General features: G+C 73.6%; 12 protein-coding genes. 2 read left to right on the top strand and 10 right to left on the bottom strand.

Annotated elements, in window-relative coordinates; all coding sequences use genetic code 11:
• Positions 1-10: 10 nt before the first annotated feature.
• From ACIQVL_RS22810 to ACIQVL_RS22790, 5 genes are all read right to left on the bottom strand, one after another.
• Entirely contained in the window at positions 11-1,147 is a 1,137-nt protein-coding gene (locus tag ACIQVL_RS22810; RefSeq protein WP_403429103.1) for a glycosyltransferase family 4 protein, read from the bottom strand.
• A gap of 340 nt (positions 1,148-1,487) precedes the next feature.
• On the bottom strand, positions 1,488-3,206 hold the full coding sequence (recN, locus tag ACIQVL_RS22805; protein WP_403429795.1) for a DNA repair protein RecN: 1,719 nt from the start codon (positions 3,204-3,206) through the stop codon (positions 1,488-1,490).
• A 161-nt stretch (positions 3,207-3,367) separates the two neighbouring features.
• On the bottom strand, positions 3,368-4,273 hold the full coding sequence (locus ACIQVL_RS22800) for an NAD kinase (RefSeq protein WP_189269084.1): 906 nt from the start codon (positions 4,271-4,273) through the stop codon (positions 3,368-3,370).
• The gene (locus ACIQVL_RS22795) at positions 4,270-5,085 is read right to left on the bottom strand and encodes a TlyA family RNA methyltransferase (protein ID WP_403476231.1); all 816 of its coding nucleotides are present in this window, start codon (positions 5,083-5,085) and stop codon (positions 4,270-4,272) included. The genes ACIQVL_RS22800 and ACIQVL_RS22795 overlap by 4 nt, the downstream gene beginning before the upstream one ends.
• A gap of 7 nt (positions 5,086-5,092) precedes the next feature.
• Positions 5,093-5,434, bottom strand: a complete 342-nt coding sequence (locus ACIQVL_RS22790) for a hypothetical protein (protein WP_403476230.1) — start codon at positions 5,432-5,434, stop codon at positions 5,093-5,095.
• A 42-nt stretch (positions 5,435-5,476) separates the two neighbouring features.
• Between ACIQVL_RS22790 and ACIQVL_RS22785 the strand changes: the two genes are divergently transcribed.
• Entirely contained in the window at positions 5,477-5,824 is a 348-nt protein-coding gene (locus ACIQVL_RS22785; RefSeq protein ID WP_403429097.1) for an SCP2 sterol-binding domain-containing protein, read from the top strand.
• Here ACIQVL_RS22785 and ACIQVL_RS22780 read toward each other — a convergent pair.
• From ACIQVL_RS22780 to ACIQVL_RS22765, 4 genes are all read right to left on the bottom strand, one after another.
• Positions 5,808-6,656 carry an ABC transporter ATP-binding protein gene (locus ACIQVL_RS22780; protein WP_403429095.1) on the bottom strand — a complete coding sequence of 283 codons (849 nt, stop codon included), beginning with the start codon at positions 6,654-6,656 and terminating at the stop codon, positions 5,808-5,810. The two genes, ACIQVL_RS22785 and ACIQVL_RS22780, sit on opposite strands and share 17 nt — an antisense overlap.
• Complete coding sequence (locus tag ACIQVL_RS22775) at positions 6,653-7,690, bottom strand: FecCD family ABC transporter permease (protein WP_403429093.1); 1,038 nt, start codon at positions 7,688-7,690, stop codon at positions 6,653-6,655. The genes ACIQVL_RS22780 and ACIQVL_RS22775 overlap by 4 nt, the downstream gene beginning before the upstream one ends.
• Positions 7,687-8,730, bottom strand: a complete 1,044-nt coding sequence (locus ACIQVL_RS22770) for a FecCD family ABC transporter permease (protein ID WP_403429091.1) — start codon at positions 8,728-8,730, stop codon at positions 7,687-7,689. Before ACIQVL_RS22770 ends, ACIQVL_RS22775 begins: the two co-directional genes overlap by 4 nt.
• Before the next feature lie 98 nt (positions 8,731-8,828).
• Positions 8,829-9,857, bottom strand: a complete 1,029-nt coding sequence (locus tag ACIQVL_RS22765; RefSeq protein WP_403476229.1) for an HAD-IIA family hydrolase — start codon at positions 9,855-9,857, stop codon at positions 8,829-8,831.
• Positions 9,858-9,951: 94 nt separating this feature from the next.
• Here ACIQVL_RS22765 and ACIQVL_RS22760 point away from each other — a divergent pair, with 94 nt between their 5' ends.
• The gene (locus tag ACIQVL_RS22760; protein ID WP_403429088.1) at positions 9,952-11,235 is read left to right on the top strand and encodes a DUF1015 domain-containing protein; all 1,284 of its coding nucleotides are present in this window, start codon (positions 9,952-9,954) and stop codon (positions 11,233-11,235) included.
• Between the two features lie 67 nt (positions 11,236-11,302).
• On the opposite strand, the gene ACIQVL_RS22755 is transcribed toward ACIQVL_RS22760, so the two are convergent.
• Entirely contained in the window at positions 11,303-12,130 is an 828-nt protein-coding gene (locus tag ACIQVL_RS22755; RefSeq protein ID WP_403476397.1) for a tetratricopeptide repeat protein, read from the bottom strand.
• Positions 12,131-12,430 lie beyond the last annotated feature (300 nt).

Below are 12,430 nucleotides of genomic sequence, written 5' to 3'. Positions count from 1 at the left end.
CCGCACGGCCTCAAGGCAACGGCCGGGGCTGCGTCAACTCGTCGTAGACGCTGAGTACTTGGGCCACGGTCTCGTCCTCCGTGGGCCAGCTCGCCGCCTGCCGGGCACCCCGCTCGCGCAGCTCCGCACAGCGCTCCGGGTCGTCGAGGAGGCGTACGACGGCTGCGGCGAGGGCCCGTGCGTCGCCGTACGCGACCAGTTCGGCAGCGTCTCCCACCAGGTCGGGGACACCGCCGACGGCGGTCGCGACGAGCGGCACGCGCGCGTGCAGGGCCTCCTGGGCGAGCACGGAACGGGACTCCCAACTGCTGGGCAGCAGCGCCAGATCGGCGGCGGCGAGCAGCTCGGAGACGTCGTCGCGGCGCCCGAGCAGCCGCACGGGCAGTTCCTCGTCCTCGATCCGCCGCAGCAACGCGGGGCGCAGCGGCCCCTCGCCGGCGATGACGAGGAGCGGTACGGGGTCGAGCCGGCACCAGGCACGCGCCGCGTCCAGCAGGTGGTCGTAGCCGCGGTGCCGGTCCAGGGAGCCGACGGCGATGAGCAACGGCCGCCCCATGGCGCCGAGTTCGGCACGGACCTTGGGCCGCAGCAGCTCCGCCTCGTCCTGGTCCGCGGGCCGCCGCAGGCCGGGCAGCGCCACGGCGGCGAGCCGGGCGTCCCGGGCGCCGGTACGGCGGGCCCGGTCCACCAGGTCGGAGGTGGTCCCGAGCACCACGGCGGCCGCCCGCACCACCCGCCGCTCCAGCATCCGCAGCAGATGCGCCCGCGCGCCCTCGGCATGCGCCCGGTTGTGCCAGGTGACGACGAGCGGGGTGCTGCGGCCGCTCAGCGCCAGCGCCGCGCGGAAGGAGGCGTGCAGGCCGTGGGCGTGCACCAGGTCGGCGTCCGTGCAGGCCGCGCGGAGCGCCGCCACCGATCCCGGGTCGCTGCTGCGCGGCACGTGCACGTGGTCGGCGCCGACGTCCGAGAAGCCGTAGGCGTGATCGGCCTCAGTGGGGGCGCACACCGTGACCCGCACGCCCCGCGCGACGAGCCCGGCGGCCAGCGAACGCACGTGCACACTGCTGCCGGCGTTGCCGCCGCCCAGCACCTGCACGGTGCGCAGCGGCGACTGACCGTGCGGTGCGTTGCTGCTCACGGGGCTCACGCGGCCGGGGCTCCTGGTTCGGCGTGGGGCGGTCTCGAGGGAACGTACAGAAGGTATCGGGGCCGAGGGCATCGCCGCGCGCCTCCCCCGGACACCGCGTCCCTCCCAAGGATGCCAGCACCCATGGGTGTTCCGGGTATTCCGAGAAGGCACATACCGAGGCGGGCCGGGGCAATGCGCCGAACCGTGTCACCCGGGAGGGTGACGAAAACGCTGCCGCGGAGGAAGCGGCCGACGGCTTCGGCCTGCTGAGGGAGCGGCGGGCGAACGCCGGAGGGGCGGGCGAACGCCGGAGGGGCGGGTGACGCTCCGCCGCCCGCCCCCCTCGGTCAGCGATGCGTCAGCGGTCCGCCCGTGCCGTCGCCAGCAGTTCCTCGGCGTGCGCGCGTGCCGTCTCCGAGTCCTCCTGGCCGGCCAGCATGCGGGACAGCTCGCGTACCCGCTCCTCGCCCTCCAGGACCTTCACGCCGGACCGGGTGACCGAGCCGTCGTTGGTCTTCTCGACCAGCAACTGGCGGTCGGCGAAGGCGGCGACCTGGGGCAGGTGGGTGACGACGACCACCTGCGCGGACTTGGCGAGCTTGGCCAGCCGTCGGCCGATCTCCACCGCCGCCTTGCCGCCCACACCGGCGTCGACCTCGTCGAAGAGGTACGTCGGGACCGGGTCGGTGCCCGCGAAGACGACCTCCACGGCGAGCATCACGCGCGACAGCTCACCGCCGGACGCACCCTTGGCGATCGGGCGGGGCGGGGCGCCCGGGTGCGGGGCGAGGAGCAGCTCGACCTCGTCGGCGCCCGACGGGCCGTAGGCCACCGGCCGGCCACCGACCTCCACGCCCTCCGGGTCCTCGGTCTGCCGGATGGCGAAGGACACGCGCGCGTGCGGCATCGCCAGGGAGCCCAGCTCGGCGGTGACGGCGGCCGCGAAGCGTTCGGCGGCCTCGGTGCGCGCGTCCGTCAAGGCCTGGGCGAGACCGCCCAGTTCCGTCCGCAGGGCGTCCCGCTCGGCGGTCAGCTCGTCGATCCGCTCGTCGTCGCCGTCGAGTTCGGTGAGCCGCACGGCGCCCTGCTCGGCCCACGCCAGCACCGCGTCGACGCTCTCGCCGTACTTGCGGGTGAGCGCGGTGAGCGCGGCACGCCGCTCCTCCACGGCCGCGAGCCGCAGCGGGTCGGCGTCCAGGTCGTCGGCGTACCCGGCCAGCTCGCCCGCCACATCGCCCAGCAGGATGCCGACCTCGCCGATCCGGTCGGCGAGCGCGGCGAGCGCCGGGTCGTGCGACCGTACGGCCTCCAGGGCCCGGTGGGCGCCCGCGACGAGGGTGGCGGCGTCGATGCCCTCGGGGTCCTCGGGGTTGCCCGCGAGCGCGGAGTGCGCGGCGGTCGCGGCGGACGACAGCGCCTCGGCGTGCCCGAGCCGCTCGGCCTCTTCGGCGAGCTCGACGTCCTCGCCGGCCCGCGGCTCCACACCGGCGATCTCGTCCAGCCCGTAGCGGAGCATGTCGGCCTCCTGGGCCCGCTCACGCGCGCGCGTGACGATCTCCTCCAGCTCTACCGCCACGGCCCGCAGCCGCCGGTAGGCCTCGCCGTACTTGGCCAGCGGGACGGCGACCCCGTCGCCCGCGTACCGGTCGAGGGCCTGCCGCTGCCGGGACAGTTTCAGCAGCCCCTGCTGGTCGGTCTGCCCGTGTACGGCCACCAGGTCGTCGGCGAGGTCGGCGAGCAGCCCCACGGGCACGCTCCGCCCGCCCAGGTGCGCCCGCGAGCGCCCCTCGGCGGAAACGGTACGGCTGATCAGCAGCGCCCCGTCGTCCAGCTCGGCGCCGGCTTCCTCGGCCCGCAGGGCCGCCGAGGCGCCCTCGGGCACGGTGACCCGCCCCTCGACGACCGCCTTCTCGGACCCGATCCGCACGAGCGCGGGATCGGCCCGTCCGCCGAGCAGCAGCCCCAGGCTGGTGACCACCATGGTCTTGCCCGCACCGGTCTCACCGGTGACGGCGGTGAACCCCGGCGACAACTCGACGACGGCGTCGTCGATGACCCCGAGTGACCGTATCCGCATTTCTTCCAGCACGGGGAAGACCTTACGAGGTCCGGGCCGAGAAGTGCGAGGTGCCCTTGTCACTCGGGCGGGTGTCCCTGCCTGAAGGGGCGCGGGGAACTGCGCGACAAGCCACGAATCACCCGCAGCCGCCGAAGCTCCCCGGCCGCCCCCACGGCTCGCTAGTGCGGCGCCCCCCGCCACCCGGACACCGGCAACGCGAACTTCGCGACCAGCCGGTCCGTGAACGACGCGTGGTGCAACCGCGCCAGCCGCACCGGCACCGCCCCCCGCCGCACCTCGACCCGGGCCCCGGGCGGCAGCTCGACGGTCCGCCGCCCGTCGCACCACAGCACCCCCGGCTGGATGTGCGGCAGCACCTCCACCGCGAGCACCGAGTCCGGCGACGTCACCAACGGCTTCGCGAACAGCGCGTGCGCGGAGATCGGCACCATCAGCAGCGCCTCCACCTCCGGCCACACCACCGGCCCGCCGGCGGAGAACGCGTACGCCGTGGACCCGGTCGGCGTCGACAGCACGATGCCGTCGCAGCCGAACCCGGTCACCGGCCGCCCGTCGATCTCCAGCACCACTTCGAGCAGCTTCTCGGCGCCCGCCTTCTGCACGGCCGCCTCGTTCAGCGCCCAGTCGGTGTGCACGATGTCCCCGTTGCGGTGCACGACGACGTCGACGGTCATCCGCTCCTCGACCTCGTACGCCCGGCTCACCACCCGGTCGACGACCTTGTCGAGGTCGTCCCGCTCGGCCTCCGCGAGGAAGCCGACGCTGCCGAGGTTGACGCCGAGCATCGGCACCCCGGAGGCACGCGCGAACTCGGCGCCGCGCAGCAGCGTCCCGTCACCGCCGAGGACGATCAGCAGCTCGCAGCCGTCGAGACTGTGCGGCGAGGCCTCCTCGACGAGTTCGACCTCGTCGGGCAGCGGCAGGTCCGCGGCCTCGAAATCCAGGACCCGTACGCCGACACCGGCCGCCAGCAGCCCCTTCACCACGAGTTCGGCGCTGCGGATGGCAGCGGGCCGCCCGGTGTGGGCCAGCAGGAAAACAGTACGAGCTCGGTTCTGTGTCAACGCGGCCCCTCCGCCACTGCACGGTCAACGTCGGCCGGATCCAACTCGGGTGCGCCGGCCCGCAGCCACAGAAAGTACTCGACGTTGCCGGACGGTCCGGGCAGCGGACTGGCGGTGACACCGTTCACCCCGAGCCCCAGCTCCCACGCCTTCTCGGCAACCCCCCGCACGGCCTCCGCCCGCAGCTGCGGACTCCGTACGACTCCCCCGCTGCCCAGCCTCTCCTTGCCCACCTCGAACTGCGGCTTGACCATCATCACCAGGTCGGCGTCCGGCTTCACGCACCGCGCCAGAGCCGGCAGCACCAGCCCGAGCGGGATGAAGGACAGATCACCCACGACAAGATCCACAGGCTCCCCATCGATCGCTTCAAGCGTCAACTCGCGTACGTTCGTACGGTCCTTGACGGTGACGCGTTCATCGCTCTGCAGAGACCACGCGAGTTGGCCGTATCCGACGTCGACGGCGACGACGTGCGCGGCCCCCGCGCGCAGCAGCACATCGGTGAAGCCCCCGGTCGACGCCCCGGCGTCCAGCGCCCGCCGTCCCTCGACCGCAAGCCCCTGCGGGACGAACGCCGCCAGCGCGCCGGCGAGCTTGTGGCCGCCCCGCGAGACGTACTCGGGATCGCTGCCGTCGGACTGGACGACGATGGCGGCGGCGGTCTCCACCTGGGTGGCCGGCTTGGTCGCGACGGCCTTGCCGACGGTGACCCGCCCGGCGGCGATCAGCTGGCTGGCGTGCTCGCGCGAGCGCGCCAGCTTCCGGCGGACCAGCTCCGCGTCCAGACGGCGACGTGCGACTCCTGCCACGGTGGGTTCAGCTCCTGCTCTGGTGGTACGACGGCACGGGCGGCCGGTTGCCGTGCGGCGGGGCCGGGGCCGGCGGGCCCGGGGGTCCGGGGCGGGTGTCGAGCGCGGTCAGCGCGTCGCGCAGCCCCCCGTGTACATCCTCGTACACCTCCAGGTGCCCGTCCGTGGCGAGGTGGTCGGCGTCGGCCAGCCGGTCGAGCTGCGCGTCGACCTCGGCGTCGCCGGTGGGGGTGCGGGGGACGTTCAGCGGGGCGGGCGCGGCGGCGTCGTACCCGGGTTCGACGGCGGCCGCTTCCCCGGCCTCCGTCTCCGGGGCCGCCACCAGGCCTTCGGGCGCAGAGTCGGTCATGCCCCGACGCTACATCGAAGCGCTGGGGTACCGTCGGTCGCGATGGCCACGATCGAGGAGTGCCGCGCCGCACTCGACAAGCTCTCCCACAGCATGGGCGGCGCCGAGGGCGACGTCCGCGCGGCCGCCACCATGGACCGCACGGTCAGCTGCCACATCACCGACCTGGACGTCACCTTCGCCGGCCGGCTCACCGGCGGCCGGATCGAGGTCGAGGAGACCTACCCCGGCCCGCCGCGGGAGAAGGCACAGATCGGACTCGCCATGGCCGGCGACGACCTGCTGGCCCTGGTCGACGGCGAGCTGAACTTCGCCGGCGCCTGGGGTTCGGGCCGGGTGAAGCTGGAGGCGAACCTGCTGGACCTGTTCCGGCTCAGGAAGTTGCTGTGACGCGCGCCTTCCGGGCCGCCGGCACCACCAGCGGGGTCCCCGTCTCCGGGTCGTCGATGATCTGACAGCGCAGCCCGAACACCTCCTCCACCAGCTCGGCGGTGACGATGTCGTTCGGAGCGCCCTCGGCGACGACCCGGCCGCCCTTGAGCGCGATGAGGTGGGTGGCGTACCGGGCCGCGTGGTTGAGGTCGTGCAGCACGGCGACCAGCGTCCGCCCCTGCTCCTCGTGGAGTTCGGCGCACAGGTCGAGGACGTCGATCTGGTGCTGGATGTCCAGATAGGTCGTCGGCTCGTCGAGGAGCAGCAGCGGGGTCTGCTGGGCGAGCGCCATGGCGATCCAGACGCGCTGCCGCTGGCCGCCGGAGAGTTCGTCGACGTACCGGTCGGCGAGCTCGGCGATGCCGGTCTGCGCCATCGCCTCCTGGACGACCCGTTCGTCCTCGGCGGACCACTGGCGCAGGATGCCCTGGTGCGGGTAGCGGCCGCGGCCGACCAGGTCGCCGACGGTGATCCCGTCGGGCGCGATGGACGACTGCGGGAGCAGCCCGAGCGTGCGGGCGACCTTCTTCGCGGGCATCGACTGGATGACCTGCCCGTCGAGCAGCACCCGGCCCTGACTGGGCCTGAGCATCCGGGACAGCGCGCGCAGCAGCGTCGACTTGCCGCAGGCGTTGGGGCCGACGATCACCGTGAAGGAGTTGTCGGGGATCTCCACCGACAGCTGCTCGGCGATGACGCGCTGGTCGTAGGCGAGCGTCACGTTCTCGGCGGACAGGCGGTTCACGGTGCTCCTAGGGTTGTTCGTCTCGCCGGCAGGGATCGCGCTCATATCCGGCCCGCCTTCCGCTCGGTGACGAGCAGCCACAGCAGATAGACACCGCCGAGGACGCCGGTGACCACGCCCACGGGCAGCTGGTCGGCGCCGAAGGCGCGCTGGGAGGCCCAGTCGGCGGTGACCAGCAGGGTGGCGCCCATGCAGAGGGAGGGCAGCAGGTTGGGGCCGGGCGAGCGGGTGAGGCGGCGGGCGAGCTGCGGGGCGGTGAGGGCCACGAAGCTGACGGGGCCCGCGGCGGCGGTGGCGGCCGCGGTCAGCAGGACGGCGGCCACCATCAGCAGCATCCGCACCCGCTCGACCCGTACCCCGAGGGCGTTCGACACGTCGTCGCCCATCTCCATCGTCCGCAGGCCCCGCGCGTTGGCGAGGACCAGCGGGACGAGGACCGCGCACAGCGCGAGCAGCGGCCAGACCTGGCTCCAGTCCCGGCCGTCGAGGGACCCCGTCATCCAGACGACGGCGCGGGTCGCGTCGACCAGGTCGGCCTTGGTGAGCAGGTAGCCGTTGACCGCGGTGACGATCGCGGAGACGCCGATGCCGACCAGGACCAGCCGGTAGCCGTGCACGCCCTGCTTCCAGGCCAGGAGGTAGATGGCCAGGCCGGTCACCAGACCGCCGAGCAGCGCGCCGACCGTGACCTGGGTGGCGGTCCCGGACAGCAGCACGATGACCACGAGCGCCCCGGAGGTGGCGCCCTGGGAGAGGCCCAGGACGTCCGGGCTGCCCAGCGGGTTGCGGGAGATCGCCTGGAACAGCGCGCCGCCGAGCCCCAGCGAGGCACCGACCAGCAGACCGACCAGGACCCGGGGCAGCCGCAGCTCGTTGACGATGAAGTCCTGCCCGGCGGTGCCGTTCCCGGCCAGCGTCTTCAGCACGTCGCCGAAGGAGATCGGGAAGTCGCCGGTGCCGATCAGCACGACGCTCGCGGCGGTCGCGGCCAGCAGCAGCGCGGCCACGACGGCCAGCGCGCGCAGGTCCGCCCGCACGGAGAGCCCGCCGGGGGTGCGCAGCGTACGCGTGTTCCTCACAGCTGGGCCGTCCTCCGCCGTCGTACGAGAAGAATGAAGACCGGCCCGCCGATGATCGCGGTGACGATGCCGACCTGGAGTTCCGAGGGGCGGGCCACGACCCGGCCGATGACATCGGCGCCGAGCAGCAGCACGGGCGACAGGACCGTCGCGTACGGCAGGATCCAACGCAGGTCGGGCCCCGTGAAGGAGCGCACGACGTGCGGGACCATCAGGCCGACGAAGGCGATCGGGCCGCAGGCCGCGGTGGCCGCGCCGCACAGCACGGTGGCGGCGAGCATGGCGAGGGCCCGGGTGCGGCCCAGGTCGGCGCCGAGGGCGCGGGCGGTGTCGTCGCCCATCGCCACCGCGTTCAGCGGCCGGGCCAGGCCCAGGGCGAGCAGGGTGCCGGCCGCGAGGAACGGCAGCACCTGCAGGATCGTCGAGTTGGAGGCCGAGGCAAGCGAACCCACCGTCCAGAAGCGCAGCTTGTTGAGCGCCGCGTCGTCCGTGATCATCACGGCCTGGAGGTAGCCGTAGAGCGCGGCGCTGATCGCCGTACCGGCGAGCGCCAGCCGGACCGGGGTGGCGCCCCGGCTGCCGCCCAGGAACCAGACCAGTGCGCCCACCACGGCCGCCCCGAGGAAGGCGAACCACACATAACCGCTGAGGGTGGTGACGCCGAAGTAGGTGATGGCGGTGACCACCGCGGCGGACGCGCCCGCGTTGATGCCGAGCAGTCCGGGGTCCGCGAGCGGGTTGCGGGTGAGCGCCTGGAGCACCGCCCCGGACAGACCGAGGGCGGCACCGGCCAGCAGGCCGAGGACGGTCCGCGACAGCCGCGTGCCGACGACGACGTCGCCGTAGGTCCCGGTGTCGTGGAACAGGCCGTGCCAGACCTGGTCCAACGGCAGCTGTTTCGCCCCGATCGCGATGCTCGCCAGGGCGACGAGCAGCAGGATCACGACGGAGACGAGGAGCCCGAGGGCCCGCATCGCCCGACGGCTCGGGGGCGCGGGAGCGGTCTCCGCGCGCTGTTCGGGGGGACTGTCGACCAACACGAGGTTAGGTTAGCCTACCCTCTCATTCCGCTTCGAGGCCGTGTCCCTCTACGGCCCGGTGTCTGCACGGACAGGTCCCCGTCACCACCTACGCAGGCTCAGAGCCCCAGCCGCGCCAGCGACTTGCCGCCGTCCAGCTCGCAGGAGCCCTCCCCGGCCGCCGTCCAGGCCGCCGCGCACAGCGCCCGCAGCCCGTCGAGCGCCCCACCGTCACCCTCCAGCTCCAGCCGGCCGTCCCCCGCCGTCGCCGTCCAGCCGCCGCAGCGGAAGCCGTCGCCGTCCGCCGTGACCTCCGGCTGCCCGGTGAGCAGCCCGCGCAGATCGGCGTCGACATAGGTCGGCCGGTGCTGCGGCGGCGCGGCAAGCAGTTGCCGCCCGTCGGTGACGCCGGTCAGCACGAGCAGCGAGTCCACCCCGCCGTTGAACGCACCCTCGATGTCGGTGTCCAGCCGGTCCCCGACCACCAGCGGCCGCTCCGCGCCCGTCCGCAGGATCGTCTCCCGGTGCATCGGCGGCAGCGGCTTGCCCGCCACCTGCGGCTCGGCACCCGTCGCGATCCGGACCACCGCCACCGCCGCGCCGTTGCCCGGCGCGATCCCGCGCCCGCTCGGGATCGTCAGATCGGTGTTGGACGCGAACCACGGCACCCCGCGCGCGACCGCGTACGACGCCTCGGCGAACCGCCCCCAGGGCAGGTCGAGGCCGCCGTACCCCTGGACCACGGCCGCCGGATCGTCGTCGGCGGACTCCACCGGCTCAAGACCCCGCTCCCGCAGCGCGACCCGCAGCCCCTCCCCGCCGATCACCAGCACCCGCGCGCCGGCCGGCACCTGCTCACTGATCAGCCGCGCGACCGCCTGCGCCGAGGTGATGACCTCGCCGGCCCCCGTCGGAATGCCCAGCTGGGTGAGGTGCTCCGCCACCGCGTCCGGCGTCCGCAACGCGTTGTTGGTGACGTACGCCAGACGCATGCCGCCCGCACGGGCGACCTCCAGCGACTCCACGGCGTGCGCGATGGCGTTCCCGCCCGCGTACACCACCCCGTCCAGATCGAGCAGCGCCGTGTCGTACGCCGTGCTCAGAGCCTGTCCGCTGCCCTCGGGACCAGTCCTGACGCCCTGGCTCATCCCCATCGCTCCTCGTCACTCCTCGTCACTCTTCGTCCGCCCGCCTTTCACCGTCGATCATCTCGCACGCCACTGACACACGTACGATGCCGGGATGAACACTGCAGGTCACTCGGAAGCAACGGAGCGCCGAGGCCTGGAACTCAACCCGTTCCGAGGCCTTCGCTACGACCCGGACCGGGTCGGCAGTTTGGCCGCCGTCACCTCCCCGCCGTACGACGTCGTCGTACGCCCCGACGGCGTGCACCATCTCCAGTCCGCCGACCCGCACAACATCGTCCGCCTCATCCTCCCCCAGGCCGGTACCCCCAGCGCCGGTACCGAACAGGCGGCCGACACCCTCCACCGCTGGCAGGCCGAGGGCATCCTCGCCACGGATCCCGAACCGGGCCTGTACGTCTACGAACAGCACGACGGAAACGGCCTGCTCCAGCGCGGTGTCATCGGCGCCCTGCGGGTCTCGGAACCGTCCGAGGGCGTGGTGCTGCCGCACGAGGAGGTCATGCCCCCGGTCGTCGCCGACCGCGCGGCCCTGATGCGCGCCACCTCGGCCAACCTCGAACCCCTCCTGCTCACCTACCGGGGCAACGGAGCGGCCGCCGAGGTCGTCGACACGGTGGCCGACCGCACCCCGCTCCTCGCCACCACCACGGAGGACGGCTTCCACCACCGCCTCTGGTCGATCACCGACCCCGCCGAGCTGGCCCTCGTCCAGTCCGACCTGGCCCACCGCCAGGCCCTGATCGCCGACGGCCACCACCGCTGGGCAACCTACTTGCGTCTACGCGCGGAGCACCCCTCGCCCAGCCCCTGGGACTACGGCCTGGTCCTCCTCGTCGACACCGCCCGCTACCCGCTCCGGGTCCGCGCCATCCACCGCCTGCTGCACGGCCTGCCGGTCGCGGAGGCGCTGGAGCACGTCAAGGGCCTGTTCCGGGTACGACGCCTCGACGTCCCCCTGCCCGCGGCCCAGGAGGCGCTGGCGGACGCGGCCTGCGCCGGCAACGCGTTCCTGCTGGCAGGCGACGGCGCGTTCCATCTCATCGACCACCCGGACCCGGACCTCCTGGCCCGTACGGTCCCGGACGACCGCCCGGCCGCCTGGCGCACCCTGGACGCGACCGTCCTGCACGCCACGCTCCTCGACCACGTCTGGCGCATCCCGGAGGACTCGCCCGCGCACATCGCGTACATCCACGACACGGCGGCGACGGTCGCCAAGGCCGAACGCGACGGCGGTACGGCCGTCCTCATGCACCCGGTGCGCGAGGAGGTCGTCCGCGACCTGGCCCGCCAGGGCGTGACGATGCCCCGCAAGTCGACGTCCTTCGGCCCGAAGCCGGCCTCGGGGCTGGTACTGCGGGCGCTCGACGTCTGACGGAGAGTGGGCAGGCCCCGGTCGGGGCCTGCCCACTCTCCGTCACTCGATCACTCGGCGCGCGAACTCAGTCCTGCTCGGGGTCGGACTCCGCCTCGACGTCAGACGCTGCTTCGACATCACGCTCGGCTTCGACGACAGGCTCGGCTTCGACATCACGCTCGGCCGAGGCCTCGGTCTCCTCCGGGGCCTCCTCGGACTCCTCCTCGTCCAGGGCGTCGACGAACTCGACCCCGTCCAGCTCGGCCAGCCGGTCGGAGGCGTCCGTGCTGCCGTCCCGGTCGGCCTCGACGGCCTTGGCGAACCACTCCCGCGCCTCGTCGGCGCGCCCGACGGCAAGCAGGGCGTCGGCGTAGGCGTACCGCAGCCGCGCGGTCCACGGCTGTACGGAGCTGGAGGCCAGCTCGGGGCTCTGCAGCGTCACGATGGCCGCGTCCAGCTGCCCCATGTCACGCCGGGCACCGGCGGCGACGAGCCGCATCTCGACCTGGCCGGCCTTGTCGAGCTTGTGCACCTCGGGGGCGCCGGCCATGTCCAGCGCCTTCTCCGGCCGCCCGAGCCCACGCTCGCAGTCGGCCATCACCGGCCACAGGTCGACGTTGCCGGTCATGCGCCGGGCGGCCCGGAACTCGGCGAGCGCCTCGGCGTACTTCTGGTTCGCGTACGCGGCGAACCCGGCGGCCTCGCGTACGGCGGCGACACGGGAGGCCAGCCGCAGGGCCACCCTGGAGTAGCCGTAGGCGCCCTCGGGGTCGTCGTCGATGAGCCGGGCGACCATCACCAGGTTCTTGGCGACGTCCTCCGCGAGCGTCTTGGGCAGGCTCTGCAGTTCCTGCCGTACGTCCTTGTCGATCTCCTCGCCGGTGACGTCCTCCGGGATGGGCAGCCGCTTGATCGGCTCCCGGTCACGGTCCCGGTCCCGGTCGCGGTCCCGCTCGTCACGGAAGCGGCCGCCGCCACGCGGGGCGTCACGCCGGTCGTCACGGCCGCGGTAACCTCCGCCGCGGCTGTCGTCACGCCGGCCGTAGCCGCCGCCACCGCGGGTGTCATCGCGACGGGGACCACGATCGCGGTCGTCACGACGCCCGTAGCCACCCCGGTCGCCGCCACGGTCATCACGCTGGAACCCCGGACGCGAACCACGGCTGTCATCACGCCGGACGTAACCGCCGCCACCGCCACGGTTGTCATCACG

Origin of the sequence: Streptomyces sp. NPDC090499, assembly GCF_044769305.1 — a bacterium.
In the GTDB taxonomy this organism is placed as follows: Bacteria; Actinomycetota; Actinomycetes; order Streptomycetales; family Streptomycetaceae; genus Streptomyces.
Note: the sequence above shows the minus strand (reverse complement) of the source record. Positions and strands in the feature narration are given on the sequence as shown.

Coding starts and splice junctions, on each gene's coding strand:
- recN (WP_403429795.1), bottom strand. CDS start 3,206: ATGCGGATACGGTCACTCGGGGTCATCGACGACGCCGTCGTCGAGTTG.
- ACIQVL_RS22780 (WP_403429095.1), bottom strand. CDS start 6,656: ATGAGCGCGATCCCTGCCGGCGAGACGAACAACCCTAGGAGCACCGTG.
- ACIQVL_RS22765 (WP_403476229.1), bottom strand. CDS start 9,857: ATGAGCCAGGGCGTCAGGACTGGTCCCGAGGGCAGCGGACAGGCTCTG.
- ACIQVL_RS22790 (WP_403476230.1), bottom strand. CDS start 5,434: ATGACCGACTCTGCGCCCGAAGGCCTGGTGGCGGCCCCGGAGACGGAG.
- ACIQVL_RS22760 (WP_403429088.1), top strand. CDS start 9,952: ATGAACACTGCAGGTCACTCGGAAGCAACGGAGCGCCGAGGCCTGGAA.
- ACIQVL_RS22785 (WP_403429097.1), top strand. CDS start 5,477: ATGGCCACGATCGAGGAGTGCCGCGCCGCACTCGACAAGCTCTCCCAC.